This is a genomic window from Halomonas sp. IOP_31, assembly GCF_021151495.1.
Taxonomy (GTDB): domain Bacteria; phylum Pseudomonadota; class Gammaproteobacteria; order Pseudomonadales; family Halomonadaceae; genus Modicisalibacter; species Modicisalibacter zincidurans.
This window is the reverse complement of record NZ_JAIRBP010000028.1, coordinates 26,713-50,013: the sequence shown is the minus strand read 5'-3', so window position 1 is coordinate 50,013 and position 23,301 is coordinate 26,713. Positions and strand designations below refer to the sequence as shown.

Here is a 23,301-nt window from a genome sequence, read left to right as displayed (position 1 = left end):
CTTCAAGGCCCAGGCCAAGGGTCAGAATCTGCGTACTGTTCATGTCCTGCCTCCTGTCCATGTGGAGGTCATATCCTGGCCCAGTTCAAGGGACGAATTCCACACCCAACGACGAAGAGCCTTATTACCTCGCCTGCCCTGGGTAAAATTGACCAGAATCAATAATTATCAAGACTAATCAGCTGTTTGAATTTGGCACGCAAGCTGCAACAGGAAGAAAGCAAACTAGCAAAGGAGCACGCACCATGACCCTTCTCGACCAACCCGTCGGTCAACTGGCCCGCCAATTGCCTGGCGCCACCCGGGTGTTCCATGAATACGGAATCGACTTCTGCTGTGGCGGTCGTGCCACCCTGCGCGACTCGCTGGCCGGGCACGATGCCGATCTGGCCCGCCTCGTCAGCGCGCTGGAAGCGTTGCCGGCTCATCAACCCGGCGAGCGCGACTGGTGCGAGGCCAGCGCCAGCGAACTGATCGATCACATCCTGACCCGCTATCACGCCGTGCATCGTCAGCAACTGCCCGAACTCATTCGCCTGGCCCGGCGCGTCGAGCAGGTTCACGGCGAGCGCCAGGACTGCCCCGCCGGCCTGACCGAGCTCCTCGAGGGGATGCATCAGGAAATCGAAAGCCACCTGCAAAAGGAAGAGATGAGCCTGTTCCCGACGCTCAAGCGTGGCCTCGCCCACAACATGCACGGGCCGATTGCGGTCATGCGATTCGAACACGACGAGCATGGCGAAACGCTGGCCCGGCTGATGGCACTCACCGATGACATCCAGACGCCCAAGGGCGCCTGCACGACCTGGCGCGCACTGTATGCCGGCCTGCGCGAATTCCGCGAGGACCTGATGCAGCACATCCACCTGGAGAACAACGTGCTGTTCGAGCAGGCCACCGCAGACCAGGTAGCGCTGGGTGAATCATCGCCTGCTTCGCCGATGGCAGGCGAATTGCCCCGCGCATGATCGTAATCAAGCCTCACGGATCGGCGGCTCCCTAGGCTGAGACAGGAAACATCGACTGTCATGCTCTGAGCAAGGACGCCTTTTTTTACGGAGACCCGCGTGGACTATTTCCTGATAAAAAATATCCATATGACCGCCGCCGGTCTCAGCCTGGGGCTATTCGGGCTGCGCGCATGGTGGTCGGTTCGCGCGTCTCCACAGCTCCAGCGGCGCTGGGTAAAGGTGTTGCCGCACCTGATCGACACGGTACTGCTGGCGGCGGGGGTGAGTTTGATGATCATGCTGCGCGCCTGGCCTACCCAGCAGCCTTGGCTGGCGGCCAAGCTGATCGCCCTGGTGGCCTACATCGTCATCGGAACCTTGGCGATCAAGCGCGGCAGGACATCAACGATTCGCGCCGCGGCATCCCTTGCCGCCATCGCCATCTTCCTGTACATCGTCGGCGTGGCGATGAACCACAACCCGCTTTCCTGGCTAGCAGGCGTCTGATGCGCCGTTCGCATGCGCGCGGGCGGCAACCCGGCCACTCAGCCACGAACAAGCCGAAAGCAGGCTTGCCTGAGGCGAATCGGCGGTGGAAACTTCCATTCGCGGCAGTGCAGTTCAGATCATCTGCAGGTAGCGTGGCCGCCCCTCGCTAAAAGCGCCGTCGAAGAGCATGACCAGACGCTCCATCAGCAAGCCCCCGGACTGCGTCGGCTCAATGCCGTCGCGTCGAAGCTCGACCAGGTCATCGCTCGCCATGGCCTGCAGGGCCAGCAGCTCAGGCGCGAAATAGTTGCGAAACACGAGGCGATGAGCTTTCTCGACAGTCGCATATCGAACGTTGCCGCCCCCCATGAGGTGCTGGATAACGGCTTGTCTCACTCGGTCATCGGCAGTCAGTTCATAGCCTCGGCAGATGGCCAGCTGACCCGCGTCCAGACGCGCACAGTAATCCGGCAATTCCCGCGCATTCTGGTAATAGCCATCGTCGAGATGGCTGATTGCACCGGCCCCCAGCCCGATGCAGTCGGCCTCGCCCCGCAGATTGTAACCCTCCAGGCAACGCTGCAGCTGGCCATGGCGTTGCGCAGCCACCAACGCATCGCTGGCAAGCGCAAAGCGCCCCATGCCCAGATGCACGTAACCGGCCGGCACCAGGCGCTCCACGCCTTGCGCCAGCAGAGCCAGGACAGCGCCACGCTCGGGCGTTGCGATCCGCTGCCACGGAGCCGATGGGCAAGAGAACGCCGGCCAGACAGCCGCGCCGCACAAGCCATCGCGATACAGGGTAATGCGCTCGGGACGTAGGCTGACCAGGCGCTCGAGCAACGCCGAGAAGCCAACCGCCGTGCGTCCGGACAGACGCAATGCCAGCTCGGTGACGGGCAGGTGGCTACGCTCAGGGCCAGCGGGGGCTGGCCACTCGTCCGCCGGTTGACGCTCACCGGGCACGCCGGCCGGCGTCTCAAGGTCTTGTAGGTCGACGAGCAACCGGTTGAAGCCGAGAGCGGCCAGCAGGGGCAGGCGTTGCGGTGACAGACCGCGAGGATCGATGCGCAACGCAAAGTCGCGATCGCGGCTACGCTTCAGCCCGAAATGCACGTCCAGCTCGGCGAGCAAGCCAGCCAGTTGACCGTCTCCGAGACGCCCCGCCCCGTTCCCGCTCAGCACGAGCCGCTCGATTCGGCGATCGCCATCGAACAGGGCGCTCTGAAGCGCTATCTCGCGCTTGAGATATCCCAGATATCGAACTGGCCCACGGCTATCGTGGCCCAGCCAGGAGGGCACATGGACATAAACCGTCAATGGCTTGGGGATGGGGTCTTCATTGCTGGCAAGCGCCACCAGCCGGTAATCGTCCGCCGAGCGCTTTTCCGGCAAGCGGACCAGGGTGGGAAAGAGTCCGTAATCCGGGGCCGGCCGGTCATGCTTAACGAGCAGAGCGAGATCGATGGAACGGTTCATTGGGCTACCGCAGTGAGCAGATCCAGACTCACCCTAGCGCGCACTACCGACAATGAGCTTGACCGGAATCAAGCCGTCAAACGAAGCCCACTGCGCCTGGTCAAGCCCGCGCCGCCTGGGCACCTTGCGCACCGAACGCCAGCCCCTGCATGGCGCAGATATCGACGATCTCGACCTCCTTGCCGGCGATGCTGACCAGGCCCTGCTCTTCCAGGCGACGGAAGGTGCGGCTCATGGTCTCGGGCACCAGGCCCAGATAGTTGCCCAGGTCGAGGCGCGACATCGGCAGGCGGAAACGTTGCGCCGAAAGGCCGCGGCTGGCGAAGCGCTCGGAGAACGTGAGCAGCACCACGGCCAGGCGCTGTTCGGCGGAACGCCGCGTCAGCAGGTGGTTGGTGCTCTGTTCGGCGAGCAGCTCGCGACTCATGATGCGCATCAACTGATGCTGCAGGGCCGGTGTGCGGTCGCTCAGATTCTCCAGTTCGGCATAGGGAATTTCACACACGCTGGCGGTTTCCAGAGCAACAGCCGTCGAGGGGTGATCCCGCGAGACGATGGCGTCGAGGCCGATGACCTCGCCCGGCAGATGGAATCCCGAAATATGCTCGTCGCCATTGGCCATGAGTGTCGTGGTCTTCACCGCCCCGGTACGCACCGCATAGATCGAGTTGAAACGTTGTCCGGCCTGAAAAAGAAGGGTGCCCCGGGACACCGGCTTGCGACGCTGCACGATCCCCGCCAACCTGCCGACGTCTTCCACCGGCAGGTTATCGGGCAGGCACAACGTGCGCAGACGACAGTTGTGGCAGTTATCGCGTGTCTCGCTCAGCGTCGCAATGCGGGTCATGGCGTGTTTCTCCTTTCTGCGCGCAATGTCATGAGCACGATGTTACCCAACGCCCGCCTAGCCCCCGATAACCATTTAGAGGTAGTCCGGGTGATATTGCGAGGTAAGCGAAGGAGTTCGCTACCCAACTTGACTGAAATCAAAATCGACCCGCCACGATCTCCTTAAGGTGATCTCAGTTCAAGCAGGGGAGGTTCGCCATGGCAAGCCAGCTGACACACCACACCTCTTGGCCCGGCGACGTGACCGAGCCGACGACTCCCTGACTCCTGACCGGACTTCATAGAGGCAAGCAGCAATGAGTCATTTTCTCGACCGCCTGCAGTATCTGGGCAAGCCCCGCGAGGCATTTGCCAATGGCCATGGCGAAACCCGCAGCGAATCCCGTGACTGGGAAGACGGCTATCGTGCGCGCTGGCAGCACGACAAGGTCGTGCGCTCCACCCATGGGGTGAACTGTACCGGTTCGTGCAGCTGGAAGATCTACGTCAAGAACGGCCTGGTCACCTGGGAAACCCAGCAGACCGACTATCCGCGCACCCGCCCCGACCTGCCCGACCATGAACCGCGCGGCTGCCCGCGTGGCGCCAGCTATTCCTGGTACCTGTACAGCGCCAACCGCCTCAAGTACCCGCTGGTGCGCAAGCGCCTGATCAAGCTGTGGCGCGAAGCGCTGGCCCAGTACATCGACCCCGTGCTGGCCTGGGCCGCCATCGTCGAAGACCCCGAGAAGACCGCACAGTACAAGAAGGCCCGCGGCATGGGCGGTTTTGTGCGCGCCGACTGGGATGAGCTGGAAACCCTGATCGCGGCCTCCAACGTCTACACCGCCAAGCAGTACGGCCCCGATCGCATCATCGGCTTCTCGCCGATCCCGGCGATGTCGATGGTCTCCTACGCCGCGGGTGCCCGTTACCTGTCGTTGATCGGCGGGGTATGCCTGTCGTTCTACGACTGGTACTGCGATTTGCCGCCGGCCTCGCCGATGACCTGGGGCGAGCAGACCGACGTGCCCGAATCCGCCGACTGGTACAACTCGAACTACATCATCGCCTGGGGCTCCAACGTCCCGCAGACGCGCACGCCTGACGCCCACTTCTTCACCGAAGTGCGCTACAAGGGCACCAAGACCGTGGCCATCACCCCGGACTACGCCGAAGTCGCCAAGCTGTGCGACGAATGGCTGAGTCCCAAGCAGGGCACCGACGCGGCACTGGCGATGGCCATGGGCCACGTGATCCTCAAGGAATTCCACCTCGCCAAGCCCAGCGCCTACTTCACCGATTATGTGCGCCGCTACACCGACATGCCGTTTCTGGTCGAGCTGGATACCCGTGAGGACGGCAGCTTCGCCCCCGGCAGGCAGCTGCGCGCCAGCGACTTCGATGCCAACCTGGGCCAGGACAACAATCCCGAGTGGAAGACCGTGGCCTGGGACGAAACCAGCAACCGCCTGGTGGTGCCGCGCGGCTCCATCGGCTTCCGCTGGGGCGAGCAGGAAGACGGCGAAGGCCGCTGGAACCTCGAGCCGCTCGATGCCGAAGGCAACGAAGTATCCCTGCAACTGTCGCTGGCCGAGGGTCACGATAGCGTCGCCAAAGTCGGTTTCCCCTACTTCGGCGGCATTGCTCACGAGCATTTCAACCATGTCGCCGGCAACGACGTGCTCTATCACAACCTGCCGGCCAAGCGCCTGACGCTGGCCGACGGCCGTGAAGTGCTGGCGGTGACCGTGTTCGACCTGATGGTCGCCAACTACGGTATCGACCGTGGCCTGGGCGCCGAGGGCGAAGACGACGGCGCGACGTCCTACGACCAGGTGCGCCCGTACACCCCCGCCTGGCAGGAGCGGATCACCGGCGTGCCCGCCGCACAGGCCATCCGCCTGGCGCGCGAGTTTGCCGACACCGCCGACAAGACCCATGGTCGTTCGATGATCATCGTCGGTGCCGGTATGAACCACTGGTACCACATGGACATGAACTACCGTGGCCTGATCAACATGCTGATCCTGTGCGGCTGCATCGGCCAGAGCGGCGGCGGTTGGGCGCACTATGTGGGCCAGGAGAAGCTGCGCCCGCAGACCGGCTGGACCCCGCTGGCCTTCGGTCTCGACTGGCAGCGTCCGCCGCGTCACATGAACGGCACCTCGTTCTTCTACAACCACTCCAGCCAGTGGCGCTACGAGAAGCTCGAAGTCAGCGAGCTGCTCTCGCCCATGGCCCGTCGCGAGGACTTCACCGGCAGCCTGATCGACCTCAACGTGCGCGCCGAGCGCATGGGCTGGCTGCCATCCGCGCCGCAGCTCGACACCAACCCGCTGCAGCTCGCCGAAGCCGCCCGTGTCGCCGGACAGGATCCCGCCGATTACGTGGTCGCCCAGCTCAAGAGCGGCAACCTGCGCTTTGCCGCCGAGGACCCGGATAGCCCGCAGAACTTCCCGCGCAATATGTTCGTGTGGCGTTCCAACCTGCTCGGCAGCTCCGGCAAGGGCCACGAGTACATGCTCAAGTATCTGCTGGGTACCAAGCATGGCCTGCAGGGCAAGGACCTGGGCGACATGGGCGGCGCGCTGCCCGAGGAAGTCACCTGGCGCGAGGACGCTCCGGAAGGCAAGCTCGACCTGCTGGTGACCCTGGACTTCCGCATGTCCACCACCTGCCTGTACTCCGACGTGGTATTGCCGACGGCGACCTGGTACGAGAAGGACGATCTCAACACCTCGGACATGCACCCGTTCATCCACCCGCTGACCGCGGCCACCGACCCGGCCTGGGAAGCGCGCAGCGACTGGGACATCTACAAGGGCATCGCCAAGGCGTTCTCGAAGGTGTGCGTCGGCCACCTGGGCCAGGAAACCGACATCGTCACCCTGCCCATGCAGCACGACTCCCCGGCCGAGCTGGCCCAGGCCGAGGTCAAGGACTGGAAGAAAGGCGAGTGCGAACCGATCCCCGGCAAGACCCTACCGCACCTGATCGCGGTCAAGCGTGACTATCCGGCAACCTATGAGCGCTTTACCTCGGTCGGTCCGTTGCTCGACACGCTGGGTAACGGCGGCAAGGGCATCAGCTGGCAGACCCAGCCCGAAGTCGAGTTGCTCGGCAAGCTCAACCAGCGCAAGACCGAGGGTCCGGTCACTGGCCGCCCAAAGATCGAGACGGCCATCGATGCCGCCGAGATGATCCTGACGCTGGCTCCCGAGACTAACGGCAACGTGGCGGTCAAGGCCTGGAATGCGCTGTCCAGGATCACCGGCCGCGAGCACGCCCATCTGGCGTTGCCCAAGTTTGATGAGAAGATCCGCTTCCGCGACATCGTCGCGCAGCCACGCAAGATCATCTCCAGCCCCACCTGGTCGGGCCTCGAGGACGAGCACGTGTCATACAACGCGGGCTACACCAACGTTCACGAGCTGATTCCGTGGCGCACGGTGACCGGTCGCCAGCAGCTCTATCAGGATCACCCCTGGATGCGTGCCTTCGGCGAGAGCCTGCTGGTGTATCGTCCGCCCATCGATACCAAGGCCGCGGCCAGCGTCTCGGTGCCGCAGGATAACGGTAACCCCGAGATAGCGCTGAACTTCCTCACGCCGCACCAGAAGTGGGGCATTCACTCCACCTATTCGGACAACCTGCTGATGCTGACGCTGTCCCGGGGCGGCCCCATCGTCTGGCTGTCCGAAGATGACGCCCACGCCATCGGCGTGGAGGACAACGACTGGATCGAGGCCTACAACGCCAACGGGGCCATCGCCGCCCGGGCGGTGGTCAGCCAGCGGGTCAAGACCGGCATGGCGATGATGTATCACGCTCAGGAGCGCATCGTGAACGTGCCCGGATCGGAAGTGACCGGCACCCGCGGCGGCATCCACAACTCGGTGACCCGCGTGTGCCCCAAGCCGACTCACATGATCGGCGGCTACGCCCAGCTGTCCTACAGCTTCAACTACTACGGCACCGTGGGTTCCAACCGTGACGAGTTCGTCATCGTGCGCAAGATGCACCATGTCGACTGGCTCGATGGCGAAGACAACGACAGCGTGCAGGAGAGAGTGAAAGTCTGATTCCGCCCCGCTTCACTGACATGACGGCGAATCGTTCCGTGGCAACCGGGCGAATTCGCACCATCGCAGGCTCGGCGCTGCTTGATGGCATTGCCGATTTCGACTGCTCTCAGTCAATGAATTTAGCCTCGGGTTGAAGACATGGGCACGGCCCATCGCGTCCTACAGCGACCCGATCGAATCACCCCAGACAGACCAGCTTGAAAGGAGTTGTAATATGCTGACAAATGCCCAGGAGCAGATCATCGAGGCCACGGCACCGGTCGTGGCGGAACATCTCGATGCCATTACTCAGCGGTTCTACCCGCTGATGTTCGAGCGCTATCCAGAAGTCACCCCCTTGTTCAATCAGGCCCACCAGGCGGATGGCGGGCAACCCCGGGTGCTCGCCAGCGCCGTACTGGCCTATGTGCAGCTGCGCAAGGACCCCGCGAAAGCCAGGACGACGCTCGCCACGGTAGTCAGCAAGCACGTGTCGCTGGGGATACGGCCCGACCAGTACCCGATCGTCGGCGAATGCCTGATGGCGGCCATCGGCGAGGTTCTGGGCGATGCGGTCACGGCCGAGGTGGCGGATGCCTGGGGCGCCCTTTATCAGGAACTGGCGACGCTGCTGATCGAGCTGGAGGAAGCCAGCTACCGTGAATTCGCCGAACGCCCCGGCGGCTGGCGGGGCACGCGGCGATTCCGTATTGCCGAGACCCGTCAGGAAAGCGCGGTGATTCGCTCATTCGTGCTGAAACCGGTCGATGGCGGAGCGGTCGCCGATTTCCAGCCGGGCCAGTTCGTCGGCGTCAAGCTGACCATCGATGGCGAACCGGTGCATCGCCACTACAGCCTGTCCGGCTTTCCCAACGGAAAAAGCTATCGCATCTCGATCAAGCGCGAGCCCGGCGGCCGGGTCAGCCAACACTTTCACGATGAGCTGGCGGTCGACGACGAACTGGAACTTCTCCAGCCCGCGGGGCAGCTGATTCTCGACGAGACCACCGCCCCGGTGATGCTGATCAGCGGCGGCGTCGGCCAGACGCCCATGTTGCCCATGGCCTGTCGTGCGCTCGAACAGGGTCGCCAGGTCGTCTATCTCCACGCGGCCCAGGAACGCGAGCATCACGCCTTCGCCGATGAACTGGATGCCTTGGCCAAGGAGGATTACCCCGGCATATTGACATCGGTGACACTCTACGAACGGGGCGAACGAGACGACCGGGCCGACCACATCGGCCGCGTCAATCGTGAGCTGCTCGAGCGTTACCTTCCCGTTGATTCGCCCGAGTGTTATTTCGTCGGTCCCCAGGGGTTCATGACCGCGGTCGACGAGGCACTGAAGGCGCTCGGCGTGCCCGCCGAACGGCGTCACTACGAGCACTTCGGGCCATCTCGGCCATTGCACGCCGCCTGAATCGCTATCCCGACGTCACAGCCGGGATGAAAAAAAGCCGGTCGCCATGGCGACCGGCTTTGTTTGCTTACTACTTTGCCGACTTACTGCAGTGCGGCTTCTTCGTAATCCAGTTCGCGAATCAAGGTCTGCAGCATCTGCTCATCGATGTGGCGTCGCTTGCGCAGCCGGTAGAGTTCCTTGCGCTGGACCTGGATCGCCTGCATGCGCAAATCCGTTTCCAGCACGTGAAGCTGACGCGCCTGGTTTGCCCGGTCGTCACGCTCCATCGCCATTGCCTGCATCTCCTGCCGGTAGGAATCGATGATCCGGGCCGTGACCGAGCCCTTCAGTTCGGGCTCGTCATGCGCCTGCGCCTGCGACCACTCTTCCAACCAATTGACAGCGGCCTGAGAGGCGATATGCCGCGCCTTCAGCAACTCGCGCTCGTGCTCCTCGAGATCGTTCAACGACAGGAATCTCAGGAAAAAAGGAATCCCCAACGCACCGACCAGCAGCGATAGGATAATCACCGCAGCCGACAGGAAGATCATCAGATCACGCCCGGGAAACGGCGTCCCGTTGACGAACAGGGGCACCGAAAGCACACCGGCCAGGGTAATGGCTCCACGTACGCCGGCCACCGAGCTGAGTGCGGTGATCAGCAGCAGCGGCTGGCTCTCGCCGCTCTTTCCGCGCAGCTTGAGCAGGCGGGTCTCCGCCCAGTGATAGAGGTAAATGAAGGCGAAACGAATCGCGATCAGCAGCGCCATGATCACCACGGCGAAGAACACCAGGGTGGTCATCTCATGGCTCGGATTGCCTGCGGCTCCCCAGACACGCTCGACGATGCCCGGGAACTGCAACCCCAGCAGCAGGAACACCACGCCATTGAAGACGAAGTCGAGCATTTCCCACATGCTGCGGTTGAGGATGCGAGTGCTGGTCTTCACCGGCAGCATGTCGACGCGACTCTGCACCATGCCGGCAGCCACCGCCGAGAGAATGCCCGACATGCCGGCATGCTCGGCAAGAAAGAACGCGGCGAACGGCAGCAACAGGATAGTCACCACGTAGGTCGCCGGATCGTAGAGGTTACGCGCGGTCATCCACTGCTTGAACTTGCCGACCAACCAGCTCAGCCCGCCGCCGATCAACAGCCCCCCCAGCGCGACCAGCAGGAATTCACCGGACACCGAGAGCAGCGAGAAGCTACCGGTGATGACCGCCGCGACGGCGATCTTGAACGAGACCAGGCCCGTCGCGTCGTTCATCATCGCTTCGCCTTCCAGCTGATGCGACATATGGCGTGGCAGACGCCCCTGAGCGATGGCGATCACCGACAACGCATCGGTGGGAGAAAGAATCGCGGCCAGCGCGAAGCTGGCCGCCAGCGGAATCGACGGTATCAACCAGTGAATGAAATAGCCGACCGCCACGATCGTGACCAACACCAGCAGCAACGACATGGCAGCGATCTGCCCGCCATGCTCGGTGAATTCCTTCTTGGGAATCTTCCATCCGTCATAGAACAGCAACGGCGGAATGAACAACATCATGAAGATTTCGGGATCCAGCTCGACTTCCATCTCGAAAATTGGCGAGGCCAACAGGCTGCCCAGCAGGATCTGCAAGATAGGCAATGGCAAGGGAACGACATTGGCCAGTATTCGACTGATGCCGACGGTCAAGGTGAGCAGGAAAATGAGATTGAGTATATCCATGATGTCGGCGAGGCCAGATAGGTAACCAGGGAGTGTTTTCACCAGTCGTTATCGGCTGCCACACGGCGTCTCTGTAGCCCTTCGGCGATAATCGTGAGGGGCGCTAGCGTGCCGACATTGCCTGATGTCCTCTGCCGCCACGGCGTGCAGGAGGATGGCTGCATAGCTTACTCCCAAAACAGTGTTCCGTTACGTGGTGTCGGTACAGAATCGGCCTGTCTTGACTGAAGTCATCCGAGCGGGACGGGGTTTGTCTGCGGGCAGCGGTTTCATGCGCCACAGGGCAAACGTTATGCTGTGGACGCTAGCCAGTCAGGTCGTATGGCTAGCAGCAATCAAGCACTGACAGGGAGCCTAACTATGGATCAACAGCAACTGCCCTCCGAGGCAGGGGAAGTGGCCAAGCGTCACCCGGAGATATGGAAGGCCTACGCCGAGCTCGGCAAGGCGTGTAGTGAGGCCGGCCCTCTGGACAAGGCAACGAGCCGGCTCGTCAAGCTGGCGCTGGCCATTGGGGCAGGCTCCGAAGGCGCCGTGCACTCCCATACGCGCCGGGCATTGGACGAGTCGCTCTCTCCCGAAGCGCTCAAGCAGGTCGCCCTACTCTCGATTCCTACCCTGGGCTTTCCGCAGGCCGTGGCGGCACTGACCTGGATCGAGGACGTTACCGACCCGGCGCCGGCCGATGCCGCACGAGGCTCCTGAGCCAGCCTGGCCGGGACGCCCAGGGCCGTGGCGAGCCCACAGCCAGATGCGGCCGGATTGATCGTGATCAATACCCCTATGCCGCGAAACCCACAGAGTGCCGGTCCGTACCTTGCCTCGACACCTACCCTTGCAGGGCCGACTCGAGTGCAGGGACGTCATCGCTCTCTCAAGGAATCCCTCATGGCCATTGCCAACTACGCCGAACTCCTCACCGAGGCGCACCAGCAGCCCGACCCCCAGCGCCTGCTGTTCGTGTTCGCCAAGGCCGAGCTACCCGACAATCCCGACGCACAGCAGCGCGAGCGCTTCGAACAGGGCGAAGGCGGCGTGCTGACACCGGCTCTTTGCGTCGACAAGACGCTGGATGAACTGAGCGACATTCAGTCGCTGGTCCTCGAATCCCAACGCACCGGCGTAACCTGGGATATCGTCTTCGTCGCCGCCCTGGCCGGCGACGGCGTGAATCCGCCGACCAGCGAAGACGCCGAGCGACCCCTGCAGCGCATGGTCGAGGCGTTGCAGATGGGCAGCATCGGTAACTTCCTGGCGTTCGACCGTCAGGGAAATGCGGTCGACATTCAGTAGCCCGGCAGGTCTATGCTGGGGATGGTGACTTCATCGATTCAGGCTGTGGAGGACGAACATGGCAAAGCGTTTCAAGGTCGGCGATCACGTCCGCTGGAACTCGGAAGCGGGTTACGTCAGCGGGCGGATAATTCGCGTCCATACCCGCGACACCGAATACAAGGGACACAAGCGTCGCGCCAGCGAGGACGAGCCACAATACGAGATCGAAAGTGACAAGACCGATCACATCGCCATGCATAAGGATTCCACGCTGAGCAAAGTCGACGAGTAATCGGACTCATGAGACCCCGTGGTTGACGGCCCACACCGCCGCCTCCACCCGCGAGCGCAAGCCGAGCTTCCTGAGCAGGTTCTTGACGTGAACCTTGACCGTACCCTCGGTGATGTCGAGCCGACGCGCGACCATCTTGTTGCTCATGCCGCGCGCCAATGCACGCAGGATATCCAGCTCGCGCGAGGTGAGCGTCGATAGCGCATCGGCGGGCGCGGCGCGGCCGCCGCTGACGATGCCGGCGAGGATGGCGGCGAGTTGCGGGCTGATCACCAGCTTGCCCTCGGCCGCCTCCTTGATACGCGCCAGCAGGTCCTCGGGTTCCATGTCCTTGAGCAGATAGCCGTCGGCGCCGGCGCGCAGCGCGGCGACCACGTCATCGTCGGCGTCGGAAACGGTAAGCATCACGATGCGCGTATCGATGCCGTTGCTGCGCATCTGGCGCAGCGCCTCGAGCCCATCCATCTTGGCCATGTTCATATCCATCAGGATCAGGTCGAGATCGAGTGTGCCCGCGACCTCGACGGCCTCGATACCGTTGGAGGCCTCGCCGGCGATGACCATGTCCGGGTCCATCTCGACCAGCTGGCGCACGCCGCGCCGGAAAAGCGGGTGATCGTCGACGATCAGGATGCGTGTCTCGCTCATCCCGCGCCTCCCAGCATATTGACGGATTCACTCCCGGTGGTGACTTGCGGGGTGAAGCACAGCGTGACCTCCGTCCCCCTCTCGTCTCGATTGTGCATATCCAGCGTGCCGCCCAGGCCCGCCGCACGTTCGCTCATGATCGTGGTGCCGTAATGATTCGGCCGCGCGTGTTGCGCCGGCAGCCCCACTCCGTCGTCGCGGATGCATACCTTGACCTGGCCCGAATCGGTGGTCTGCAGGTGGATATCGCAGTTTTCGGCCTTGGCGTGGTGGACCACGTTGGAAAGCGCTTCGCGCACTATCTGTAGCACATGGATCTCCTCGTTGGGGGTCAGCGGGCAATGCCGTAATTCGTACTCGAGCAAGATCTTGAGATCGCAGCGCTGGGCGAACTCGCGCACCGTCTCGTTGAGCGCCGCCTCGAGTCCCGGTTCGGCCATCTGCAGGCGAAAGGTGTTGAGCAGCTCACGCAGCTGCCGGTAAGCCGAGCTCAGCCCCTCGCGAAGCTCGTCGATGACCGCTTCCTGGTCGGTCGACGAGCCCTGCTGACGAATCAGCGCCTGCAGGCGCGCCACCTGGATCTTCAGGTAGGAGAGCGACTGGGCCAGGGAGTCGTGCAGTTCGCGGGCGATCACCGCGCGTTCGTCCATCAATGCCAGGCGGCGCTGTTCGTCGTTGTTCTGGGCCAGCGACAGGGCCGTCGCGATCAGCCCCGCCACGGTCTCGACCAGCTCCAGCTGCCGGCGCAGCGGCGGATTACCCGCCGGATATTGCATCAACAGCACCCCATAGCGGCGGCCGGATTCGCTGACCACCACCGGGCGCACCCGCGGCGGCACGCGCCCGCCGCTCAGGCAGGGGCCGCAGTCGGGAGCCTGGCAGAAATCGGGGCGATCGCCCAACTGGGTCGAGATTCGCTGATAGGCGCGCTCGGCCTCGCCCTGCGACAGGCACAGGGTGATCGGGCCGAGCCCCGTGACCTGCTCCAGATGCTCGAGCACGTCACGGAAATCCTCGCTGCCGGGGGTCGAGCTGTTGAGCTGACGCGCGGCCTGATAGAGCAGGCGCAACGCCTCGTTACTGCGTTTGAGCTCAGCGGTCTTGGTCTCCACCCGCAGCTCGAGCTGCGCATATATCTGCGTCAGGCTCTCGTTCATCTGATTGATGGTGCGCGAGATCAGGCCCAGCTCGTCATTGCCCGCGTAAGCCAGGCGCCCCTCGAAATCGCCGTGATGCACCCGATTGACCACGTTGAACAGCTCACGCAGCGGCGGCATCACGTCATTGACCAGCTTGTACATGGCGCCGATCACCACAATCAAGGTCAGAAACAGAGCGATGCCCTGGAGCAGGCGCAGCAGTTGGATGCGCGACTCGGCTTCCTGCTGCAACTGACTGACCAGGCCATTCACCGCACTGACGAACTCGGCGGTCTGGTCGATCAATACCTGTGGCGGGCGCTGTTCGATATTTTTCAGCAGGGCCGGGCGCAGCATGCCCTTCCACATTTCGGTCACGGCCGCGTACCGCTCGGTCAGTGGATGCTGCGGATCGTCGGGAATCAGCGAAGTGATGGCCGGGCCGGTCAGACTGGCATCGAAGCGCTCGAGCTGTTGTCGCAACACGTCGTCGCTTTCCGCTGTCTGCAGGCGCGTGCTTAGCAGACGGTAGGCCTGCATGCGCAGCGAGCCGGCCTGATTGATGGCCGCGGCATCGCCACTCGATGTCTCGGCGATCATGATCGACCCGAGCATGCTGATCAGGGCGAGAATGACGATTCCCGCCATGGTAAGGCCGGCTCGAAAGATCAGCGAGCGGGTAAGCGATAGCTCCATGTTCACTCCGGACAGGACTACCCCCAATGCCCCTGTGATGATTCAGCGAGCACCGGCGCACCCCCACCTCTCAATAAAATTCTTTTAAAACAATATATTGTAAAGACACCCGGCTACCTCTTAAGGAGTAGCCGAGCACCAGCCGAACCCGCCTGCCCATCGCCCCTGTGGATTCCCTTGATTCGAGTCAACAACGCCCCTGTGCATCGTGCCTATGGTTGCCACAGGTTCCGCCGGGCGGGCTCGCGATGGCAAGCCAACACGTCAAGCGATTATCCGTGCCCACCCTGACTCCCGCTCGATCATTTCACTCGTGACAGGAAAGCCATCATGAAGAACCTGGAAGGCGTAACGAGGCCCGATCAATACCGGGCACTGGCACTGAGTACCTTAGCGTTCACCGTGTGCTTTGCGGTATGGACGATTTTTTCGATTATCGGCGTGAGGATCAAGCAGGATCTCGGCCTCAGCGAGACGGAGTTCGGCATCCTGGTCGCAACCCCTGTGCTGACTGGCTCCATCAGCCGGATCTTCCTCGGCATCTGGACCGAACAGCTCGGTGGCCGCCGGGTATTCAGCATCCTCATGCTCGTGACCTCGGTGTGCGTATTCCTGCTCTCCTACGTGGAGACCTACTGGATGTTCCTGATCGCCGCCCTCGGTGTGGGTCTGGCGGGCGGATCGTTCATCGTGGGGATTGCCTACACCTCCTACTGGTTCGAGGAAGAGCGCCAAGGCACCGCGCTGGGAATCTTCGGCGCCGGCAACGTGGGCGCGGCGGTCACCAATTTCGGCGCCCCGTTCTTGCTGATCGCCCTCGGCTGGGAACGCACTGCGGTGATCTACGCCGTGGTTCTGGCGATCATGGCGGTGGTGTTCTGGGTGTTCGCCCAGGAAGACCCGATGACGATGGCCCGTCGCCGCGCCGGCACCCGTGGCACCTCCGCGCTTACCCAACTCGAGCCTTTGCGTCATCCCCAGGTATGGCGCTTCGCGCTCTACTACTTCTTCGTGTTTGGCGGCTTCGTCGCCCTCGCCTCCTACCTGCCACGCTACTACGTCGGCGCCTACGATGTGAGCATCGCGGTCGCCGGCACTCTCACGGCACTGTATTCGCTGCCGGCAAGCGTGTTCCGGGCCTTTGGCGGCTACCTCTCCGACCGTTTCGGTGCCCGCGCGGTCATGTATCTGACCTTCATCGTCTCGCTGGTATGCCTGTTCCTGCTCGCCTACCCGGAGACTCGATACGCCGTTCAGGGCAAGGAAGGCTTGATCGAGTTCAGCTTGGCGATGCCGCTATGGGGCGTGGTAGTGCTGACGGTGCTGCTCGGTTTCTTCATGTCCCTGGGCAAGGCGGCCGTCTACAAGCACATCCCCGTCTACTACCCGAATAACGTCGGCTCCGTCGGCGGCCTGGTGGGCATGATCGGCGGTCTAGGCGGCTTTTTCCTGCCCATCACCTTTGGAATCGTGCTCGACCTCACCGGCGTCTGGACCACCTCTTACATGGTGATGTTCGTGCTCGTTGCCGTTTCCCTGGTCTGGATGCACGTGGCGATCCGACGCATGGAGCGCCGGCACATCCCCGAGCTCTCGGAGGAGCGCTACCGGTACCTGCCGGAAGTTCAGGACTCGACGGACGGAAACCGCCGCAAGACCGGGGAGACGGATGCCCGACCCTAACCACGAAAACGGTGCAACCGGAGCGCTGGGCCCCGGTCGCCAAGAGCAACTATCAGGAGATAACGAGCATGTCCATGGACAACACGCTACACAAAGGTGAGCAGTCGCGGGTACTCACCGACTGGCGACCCGAGGACACCGAGTTCTGGGGGAGCATCGGCAAGTCCATTGCCACCCGCAACCTGTGGATCTCCATTTTCTGTCTGCTGCTGGCCTTCTGCGTATGGATGGTCTGGTCGGTGGTGGTCGCCAAGCTGCCCCAGGTGGGTTTCGACTATACCTCCAACCAGTTGTTCTGGCTGGCCGCGCTGCCGGGCCTGTCAGGTGCCACGCTGCGCATCTTCTACAGCTTCATGGTGCCGATCGTCGGCGGCCGACGCTTTACCGCGCTTTCGACCGCTTCGCTGGCCCTGCCGGCGCTGTGGATCGGCTTTGCGGTGCAAAACCCGGATACCCCCTATCTGGTGATGCTGATCGTGGCGCTCCTGTGCGGCTTCGGCGGCGGCAACTTCGCCTCCAGCATGGCCAACATCTCGTTTTTCTACCCCAAGCGCGAGAAAGGCAATGCCCTGGCGCTCAATGCCGGCCTGGGCAACCTGGGGGTCAGCGTCATGCAGTTCGTGGTGCCGCTGGTGATCACCGCCGGGGTCTTCGGGGCGCTGGGCGGCGAGCCGCAGATGCTGGGGGATAGCCAGCGCCTGTGGTTGCAGAACGCCGGCTTCATCTGGGTGCCGTTCATCCTGCTCGGCGCCGCGGCCGCCTGGTTCGGCATGAACGACATCGCCAGCGCGCGCTCCTCGTTCAAGGATCAGTCGGTCATCTTCAAGCGCAAGCACAACTGGCTGATGTGCATGCTCTATACCGGCACATTCGGCAGTTTCATCGGCTATTCCGCCGGCTTTCCGCTGCTGGCATCCAATCAGTTCCCCGAGGTCGACGTACTCAAGTTCGCCTTCTTGGGGCCGCTGGTGGGGGCGCTGTCGCGTGCCGGCACCGGCTGGGTCTCGGACCGCTTCGGCGGCGCTCGGGTCACGCTGTGGGTGTTCGCGGGGATGATCGCCGGTGTCGCCGGGGTGCTGTTCTTCCTCGGCATCAAGGACCAGCCTGGCGCGTTCTGGGGCTTCTTCGCCATGTTCCTGCTGCTGTTCTTCTTTACCGGGGTGGGCAACGCCAGCACCTTCCAGATGATCCCCGAGATCTTCCGTCAGGAGGTGGCGCGCCTGATGCCGTCACTGAATAGCACAGCGCAGCGTCAGCAGAGCGACAAGGAATCCGCGGCAACCATCGGCTTCACCTCGGCGATCGCCGCCTACGGTGCCTTTTTCATCCCCAAGACCTTCGGCAGCTCCATCGCGTTGACCGGCGGAGCGGAATCGGCACTCTACGGCTTCATCGCCTTTTACGCGCTCTGCATGGGCCTGACCTGGTTCTATTACACCCGCAGGAATGCCGAGACGCCCTGCTGATCCAGCTCGACCGCATGACTGAAGCAGCGCTCCGGCGCCGAGCGGCGGCGCCATGACTTGATTCGAGTCAAAAACTTGACTCGCCAAAAGCCCCAAAGTGGCTTTCGAAAAGACGCTTCAACGGGTCCAGAGAGACATCGCGCAGCGGCCTGAACCGGCGACACCGCCTGGCCCTGACGTACCGCTGCCGACTGGTTGAAGACACAACTACCGCGGAGACCGTGATATGAAAATTCGCTCACAGGTGGGCATGGTCCTCAACCTCGACAAGTGTATCGGCTGCCACACCTGCTCGGTGACCTGCAAGAACGTCTGGACCAGCCGCGAAGGCGTCGAGTACGCCTGGTTCAACAACGTCGAGACCAAGCCCGGCGTCGGCTACCCCAAGGAGTGGGAGAACCAGAAGAAGTGGAAAGGCGGCTGGCTGCGCAACAAGAACGGCTCCATCCAGCCGCGTATCGGCGGCCGCTACCGGGTACTGGCCAAGCTGTTCGCCAACCCCGACCTGCCCGAGATCGACGACTACTACGAGCCGTTCGACTTCGACTACCAGCACCTGCACCAGGCCGGCGAAAGCAAGCACCAGCCGGTGGCGCGCCCGCGCAGCGCCATTACGGGGCAGCGCATGAACAAGATCGAATGGGGCCCCAACTGGGAAGAGATCCTCGGCACCGAGTTTTCCAAGCGCCGCAAGGACAACAACTTCGAGCAGGTCCAGGCCGATATCTACGGCCAGTTCGAGAACACCTTCATGATGTACCTGCCGCGCCTGTGCGAGCACTGTCTCAACCCGACGTGCGTGGCGGCGTGCCCGAGTGGCGCGATCTACAAGCGCGAGGAAGACGGCATCGTGCTGATCGACCAGGACAAGTGCCGCGGCTGGCGCATGTGCATCTCGGGCTGCCCGTACAAGAAGATCTATTACAACTGGAAGACCGGCAAGTCCGAGAAGTGCATCTTCTGCTATCCGCGCATCGAGTCCGGCATGCCGACGATCTGCTCCGAGACCTGCGTCGGCCGTATCCGCTATCTGGGCGTGCTGCTCTACGACGCCGATCGCATCCAGGAAGTGGCGTCGTCGCCCGACGAGCGTGACCTGTACCACCGCCAGCGCGAGATCTTCCTCGACCCCTCCGACCCCGAAGTGATCGCCCAGGCCAAACGCGATGGCATACCCGAGAACGTGATCAAGGCCGCCCAGGCCTCGCCGGTCTACAAGCTGGCCATGGATTGGGGTCTGGCGCTACCGCTGCACCCGGAATACCGCACCCTGCCGATGGTGTGGTACGTACCGCCACTCTCGCCGATCCAGTCCGCCGCCGAGGCCGGGCACATCGAGAGTGACGGCGTGCTGCCCGACATCGAATCGTTGCGCATTCCGGTTCGTTATCTCGCCAACCTGCTCACCGCCGGTGAGGAGGAGCCGGTGGTGCTCGCGCTCAAGCGCCTGATGGCGATGCGTGTATACAAGCGTGCCCAGCAGGTCGAAGGGCGTAAAGCTGAGGACGTGCTCGAGGCGGTGGGGCTGACCGAAGCCCAGGTCGAAGAGATGTACCGCTACCTGGCCATCGCCAACTACGAGGATCGCTTCGTGATCCCCACCAGTCATCGTGAGCAAGCCCGCGAAGCCTTCCCCGAGCGCGGCGGCTGCGGCTTCTCGTTCGGCAACGGCTGCCACGGCGGCGATAGCGACACCAGCCTGTTCGGCGGGCGCAAGCACACCACCACGCTGGTCAAGCCGATGACCCACCGCGATGACGAACCCGCGGTACCGGCCACGTCCGATGCCGTCAACCACTTCACGCCGACACCGGCCCCGAAACGTCCCGCGCCGGAGGAAGAGTCCAATGCGTAGCCTGATCGTCCTTGCCCGCCTGCTCGACTACCCCACCCGGGAACTCCAGCAGGCCGCCACTGAAATGCAGACCGTCATCGCCGACGAGGCCCACTTGAGCCATCCGCAGCGCGCCGCGCTGCATGGCTGGATCGGGCGTATCGCCAGCAGCGATCTGCTCGATCTCCAGGCCGATTACGTGGCGCTGTTCGACAAGGGTCGCTCGACCTCGCTGCTGCTGTTCGAACACGTTCACGGCGAATCCCGCGACCGCGGCCAGGCCATGGTCGACCTGCTCGATCAGTATCGCCAGGCCGGTTTCGAACTCAGCGCCCGCGAGTTGCCGGATTATCTGCCGGTATTCCTCGAGTACCTGTCGACCCGCGAAGAAACCGACATTGCCCAGCAACTGAGCGACATCGCGCACATCCTGGGCCTGCTCGCCGCCCGGCTTCGCGAGCGTGAGTCCGATTACGCCCTGGTGCCCACCGCGCTGCTGGCCATGCTCGGTGCCGATACCGCCATCGAAGAGCACGCCGAGGCCGTCAAGAAAGAAGCGCGCGACGACACCCCCGCCGCCCTCGACGCGGTATGGGAAGAGGAAGCCGTGCGCTTCAATGCCACGTCCGACGAGGACTGCGCGCTGCAGTCCGCCACCGGCCGTCGCCAGGCGGAACTCAAGCGTCAATCCCAGGCCGACATGCCGATCCGCATCGTACCGCCCGTCGTTGACGCCACTTTAGGCCACTAATTCAGGAACCTGCCGTCATGAACTATCTCAATGTACTGCTGTTCGGCCTGTATCCCTACGTCGCCGGAACGATCTTTCTGGCGGGCTCCCTGCTGCGCTTCGACCATGGTCAGTACACCTGGAAGACCGGCTCCAGCCAGATGCTCTCCAAGCACAGGATGCGCCTGGCCAGCAATCTGTTCCACATCGGCATCATCGTGCTCTTCTTCGGCCATCTGATCGGCCTGTTGACTCCGCACTGGGTCTATGCGCCGTTCATCAGCGCCGGCGCCAAGCAGATGGTCGCCATCGTGGTGGGCGGCATCGCCGGGGCGATGTGCCTGGTCGGCGGGGGCATGCTGGCCTGGCGGCGCCTGACCAACCCGCGGGTCAAGGCCTCGTCGGGCCCGATGGACGGCGTCATCATCCTGCTGCTGGTGGTGCAGGTGATCCTGGGGCTGCTCACCATCATCCCGGCGCTGGGCCACCTGGACGGCAGCGTGATGCTCGAGCTCGCCCGCTGGTCCCAGGCCATCGTGTTCTTCCAGGGCGGCGCCGCCGAGTATCTCGCCGGGGTCGGGCTGATCTACAAGCTGCACATCCTGGTGGGGCTGACCATCGTGCTGGTCTTCCCGTTCACCCGCCTGGTGCACGTATGGAGCGCCCCGCTGGGTTATCTCGGTCGCCGTTATCAGATCGTGCGCCGCCGGGCCTGAGCCTGCCCTGTACGGCCAGGCCGTGTTGGCCTGGCCTTCGCAGCCCAGCTTCCCTTTGAGGTTTGATTATCATGCAACTGATTCCGCTCGAAAGCCTGCCCGCCAACGCGCAGACGATGGCCATACCACCGGTATGGGTCGGCGACGTGAACATACCCGCCGAAGAGATCGCCCAGGAAATGCAGTACCACCAGGCCGACTCCGTGGAAGCGGCCCAGCGCGAGGCCGCCCGTGCGCTGGTGGTGCGCGAGTTGCTGCGCCAACGCTGTAACGAGCTGGACCGGGACGTCGAGGCGAGTGAAGAGATGGCCTTGGCCGCCCTGCTGGACGCGGAACTGGACGTTCCCGAGCCCGACGAGGCCGACTGCCGACGCTACTTCGAGGCCAACGCCGAGCGTTTCTGCGAGCCGGTTCGAATGGCTGTTCGCCATATCCTGCTGGCGGCTGCGCCGGACGATGCCGAGGCTCGCGACCGGCAGTACCATCTGGGCGGGACACTCATCGCCGAGTTGCAGGCGATTCCCGAGCGCTTCACCGAGTTCGCCCAGCGCCACTCCGCCTGCCCCTCGAAGGAGGACAGCGGCGAACTGGGTTGGCTGACGCCGGGACAGACCGTGGCCGAGCTGGACCGCGCCCTGCAGCGCCTGCCCGAAGGATTGCACGACCGGCCGCTGGCCTCGCGCTACGGCTGGCACGTGGTAAGCATCGATTGCCGCGAGGGCGGCCACACCCTGCCCTACGCGGATGCCGCCGAGCGGGTACGTCACACCCTGCGCGAGCAAGCCACGCGCCGCGCACTGCGTCACTACCTGCTGGCGCTGGAAGCGCGGCTGGGCGTCAGCGGCGTGGCGCTGGACGACGAGAGCGCCGGCGCCCTGATGCAGTAAGCCATTCACAGACGCATTGCGTAACGTCATATTACCGCCATATTACCGCCACCCGCGGGTGGCCGAGGAGGATTCCATGGCCCACGTTCAGGCCGATGCGCCCTTCGTGCCGCTGTTCGACAAGCCCATCGAGGGTTTCGGCGAGCTGTTCCGGCAACTCTCGCATGGCGATATCGGCGCCTCGACGATCCAGTCGCGAGCCGTCGGCGGCGTGGCCAACCGCACCCTGGTGTTCGCCCTGCCGGGTTCGCCCAAGGCCTGCGTCACCGCCTGGGACGGTATCCTTGCCGCACAGCTCGACGCACGCGCCCGGCCCTGCAATTTCGTCGCCATGGTGCGCCCCGAGGTCTCGCCCTGTGGCAGCCGCGAGCCGCGAGCCGCCGCGGAGCGGCAAGCATGAAGCGATACCCTCCCCCCGGCCTGCTAATTCACCGTCTGACGCATCGCTCCCCGTCCAATCGAAGGTGAAACATGGCTACATTAGTGGGTGACTTCGGCCGTCATATCCGCTACCTGCGCCTTACCGTGACCGATCGCTGCGATTTCCGCTGCGTGTACTGCATCAAGCTTGATATCGATCAGTTCCTGTCGGCGCGCTACAGCTATACTCATGGTGGTAACCGGCCACGTTTCAGGCCGTCAACAGGAGTACCAGACCGATGAAAGCGCTTGTCTACGCAGGAGCGGGCCAACGAAGCTGGAAGGACAAGCCCCGCCCCGGTATCGAAAAACCCACGGATGCTATCGTTCGGTTGACGCATACCACCATCTGCGGAACCGACCTGCATATCCTGAAAGGCGATGTCCCCGCAGTTGAAGCCGGCCGTACCCTGGGCCACGAGGGGATAGGCGCCATCGAGGAGGTGGGCGATAGCCTCAGCAGTCTCAAGCCGGGCGATCAGGTGCTTATCTCCTGCATCACTAGTGTTAGACCATTCCAGGCGTCGGGCCCTTACTTAGGCTTCGACTGAAAAGTCGACGAGCGATGGCCAGGCAAGG

The 23,301-nt window shown here is 63.3% G+C and carries 19 protein-coding genes and 1 pseudogene; 15 read left to right on the top strand and 5 right to left on the bottom strand.

From position 1 onward, the window contains the following. Positions 1–245: 245 nt before the first annotated feature. On the top strand, positions 246–968 hold the full coding sequence (ytfE, locus tag K7I12_RS13555) for an iron-sulfur cluster repair protein YtfE (RefSeq protein WP_231664438.1): 723 nt from the start codon (positions 246–248) through the stop codon (positions 966–968). A gap of 99 nt (positions 969–1,067) precedes the next feature. After that, positions 1,068–1,457: a SirB2 family protein gene (locus tag K7I12_RS13550; protein ID WP_231664437.1), complete on the top strand. Its 390-nt coding sequence runs from the start codon at positions 1,068–1,070 to the stop codon at positions 1,455–1,457. A 114-nt stretch (positions 1,458–1,571) separates the two neighbouring features. On the opposite strand, the gene K7I12_RS13545 is transcribed toward K7I12_RS13550, so the two are convergent. Beyond that, positions 1,572–2,918, bottom strand: a complete 1,347-nt coding sequence (locus K7I12_RS13545) for a hypothetical protein (protein WP_231664436.1) — start codon at positions 2,916–2,918, stop codon at positions 1,572–1,574. Positions 2,919–3,018: 100 nt separating this feature from the next. Then, positions 3,019–3,765, bottom strand: a complete 747-nt coding sequence (gene fnr / locus K7I12_RS13540; protein WP_031383387.1) for a fumarate/nitrate reduction transcriptional regulator Fnr — start codon at positions 3,763–3,765, stop codon at positions 3,019–3,021. Between the two features lie 298 nt (positions 3,766–4,063). Between fnr and K7I12_RS13535 the strand changes: the two genes are divergently transcribed. After that, on the top strand, positions 4,064–7,831 hold the full coding sequence (locus K7I12_RS13535) for a nitrate reductase subunit alpha (RefSeq protein WP_231664435.1): 3,768 nt from the start codon (positions 4,064–4,066) through the stop codon (positions 7,829–7,831). 217 nt (positions 7,832–8,048) lie between these two features. After that, complete coding sequence (gene hmpA, locus K7I12_RS13530) at positions 8,049–9,233, top strand: NO-inducible flavohemoprotein (RefSeq protein WP_231664434.1); 1,185 nt, start codon at positions 8,049–8,051, stop codon at positions 9,231–9,233. Positions 9,234–9,316: 83 nt separating this feature from the next. Here the strand turns inward: hmpA and K7I12_RS13525 are convergent, their stop codons facing one another. Beyond that, positions 9,317–10,978 carry a Na+/H+ antiporter gene (locus K7I12_RS13525; protein ID WP_231664433.1) on the bottom strand — a complete coding sequence of 554 codons (1,662 nt, stop codon included), beginning with the start codon at positions 10,976–10,978 and terminating at the stop codon, positions 9,317–9,319. A 318-nt stretch (positions 10,979–11,296) separates the two neighbouring features. On the opposite strand from K7I12_RS13525, the gene K7I12_RS13520 reads away from it, so the two are divergent. The 3 genes from K7I12_RS13520 to K7I12_RS13510 all read left to right on the top strand — a co-directional run bounded on the left by K7I12_RS13520 (position 11,297) and on the right by K7I12_RS13510 (position 12,503). Further along, positions 11,297–11,641, top strand: a complete 345-nt coding sequence (locus K7I12_RS13520) for a carboxymuconolactone decarboxylase family protein (RefSeq protein ID WP_231664432.1) — start codon at positions 11,297–11,299, stop codon at positions 11,639–11,641. Positions 11,642–11,824: 183 nt separating this feature from the next. Continuing rightward, the gene (locus K7I12_RS13515) at positions 11,825–12,229 is read left to right on the top strand and encodes a ribonucleotide reductase subunit alpha (RefSeq protein WP_231664431.1); all 405 of its coding nucleotides are present in this window, start codon (positions 11,825–11,827) and stop codon (positions 12,227–12,229) included. Between the two features lie 58 nt (positions 12,230–12,287). Beyond that, on the top strand, positions 12,288–12,503 hold the full coding sequence (locus tag K7I12_RS13510) for a DUF2945 domain-containing protein (RefSeq protein ID WP_231664430.1): 216 nt from the start codon (positions 12,288–12,290) through the stop codon (positions 12,501–12,503). Positions 12,504–12,509: 6 nt separating this feature from the next. Here the strand turns inward: K7I12_RS13510 and narL are convergent, their stop codons facing one another. Both narL and K7I12_RS13500 read right to left on the bottom strand, forming a co-directional pair. Next, entirely contained in the window at positions 12,510–13,151 is a 642-nt protein-coding gene (gene narL / locus K7I12_RS13505; RefSeq protein ID WP_231664429.1) for a two-component system response regulator NarL, read from the bottom strand. Next, entirely contained in the window at positions 13,148–14,986 is a 1,839-nt protein-coding gene (locus K7I12_RS13500) for a type IV pili methyl-accepting chemotaxis transducer N-terminal domain-containing protein (protein WP_231664428.1), read from the bottom strand. The genes narL and K7I12_RS13500 overlap by 4 nt, the downstream gene beginning before the upstream one ends. A 330-nt stretch (positions 14,987–15,316) precedes the next feature. Between K7I12_RS13500 and K7I12_RS13495 the strand changes: the two genes are divergently transcribed. The 8 genes and pseudogenes from K7I12_RS13495 (at position 15,317) to K7I12_RS13460 (ending at position 23,273) form a co-directional block, all read left to right on the top strand. Next, positions 15,317–16,669 (top strand): MFS transporter, encoded by a 1,353-nt coding sequence (locus K7I12_RS13495; RefSeq protein ID WP_231664427.1) that lies wholly within the window; start codon positions 15,317–15,319, stop codon positions 16,667–16,669. A 68-nt stretch (positions 16,670–16,737) separates the two neighbouring features. Next, positions 16,738–18,135, top strand: coding sequence for a NarK family nitrate/nitrite MFS transporter (locus K7I12_RS13490; RefSeq protein ID WP_231664426.1), 1,398 nt, complete (start codon positions 16,738–16,740; stop codon positions 18,133–18,135). 226 nt (positions 18,136–18,361) lie between these two features. After that, the gene (narH, locus tag K7I12_RS13485; RefSeq protein WP_231664425.1) at positions 18,362–19,990 is read left to right on the top strand and encodes a nitrate reductase subunit beta; all 1,629 of its coding nucleotides are present in this window, start codon (positions 18,362–18,364) and stop codon (positions 19,988–19,990) included. Further along, positions 19,983–20,720 (top strand): nitrate reductase molybdenum cofactor assembly chaperone, encoded by a 738-nt coding sequence (gene narJ / locus K7I12_RS13480; protein ID WP_231664424.1) that lies wholly within the window; start codon positions 19,983–19,985, stop codon positions 20,718–20,720. Before narH ends, narJ begins: the two co-directional genes overlap by 8 nt. Positions 20,721–20,737: 17 nt before the next feature. Then, positions 20,738–21,415: a respiratory nitrate reductase subunit gamma gene (gene narI / locus K7I12_RS13475; protein WP_231664423.1), complete on the top strand. Its 678-nt coding sequence runs from the start codon at positions 20,738–20,740 to the stop codon at positions 21,413–21,415. 71 nt (positions 21,416–21,486) lie between these two features. Next, the gene (locus K7I12_RS13470) at positions 21,487–22,302 is read left to right on the top strand and encodes a peptidylprolyl isomerase (RefSeq protein ID WP_231664422.1); all 816 of its coding nucleotides are present in this window, start codon (positions 21,487–21,489) and stop codon (positions 22,300–22,302) included. A gap of 109 nt (positions 22,303–22,411) precedes the next feature. Next, a pseudogene (locus K7I12_RS13465) lies at positions 22,412–22,702 on the top strand (molybdopterin-binding protein); the annotation flags it as partial. Positions 22,703–22,961: 259 nt separating this feature from the next. After that, the gene (locus K7I12_RS13460) at positions 22,962–23,273 is read left to right on the top strand and encodes an alcohol dehydrogenase catalytic domain-containing protein (RefSeq protein WP_031383376.1); all 312 of its coding nucleotides are present in this window, start codon (positions 22,962–22,964) and stop codon (positions 23,271–23,273) included. The last annotated feature ends 28 nt before the right edge of the window (positions 23,274–23,301 follow it).